General features: G+C 51.5%; 1 protein-coding gene. It reads left to right on the plus strand.

The genetic code is table 11. The annotated features are described in order from the left end of the window. Nucleotides 1-26 precede the first annotated feature (26 nt). Nucleotides 27-291 (plus strand): LysR family transcriptional regulator (locus AB9F29_RS22260; protein ID WP_369757295.1); only part of this gene is annotated, 265 nt, incomplete at its 3' end.

Genomic DNA, 291 nt, shown 5'->3' on the forward strand with positions numbered 1-291 from the left:
AAAAAAGTGCCCAATGAGGAACCAGAATGAGAAACGACTGTGATGATCTGCGCACTATTTTATTTATGGTGCGCCACGGATCTTTGTCCTCCGCAGCACAGGCGTTGGGTGTGAATTATACGACGGTATCGAGACGAATTGCCCATGCTGAAGAGCAATATGGCACGCGACTTTTTGATCGACTCCCGCAATGGTATGTTCCAACCGATGCGGGCCGGGAAGCGGCAGAATTTGCCGAACGGATGGAAACCTCCGAAACGGAATTTCGTCTCAAGGTCGCGGGACGAGAGG

This window comes from Falsihalocynthiibacter sp. S25ZX9 (genome assembly GCF_041205405.1).
GTDB lineage: Bacteria > Pseudomonadota > Alphaproteobacteria > Rhodobacterales > Rhodobacteraceae > Falsihalocynthiibacter > Falsihalocynthiibacter arcticus.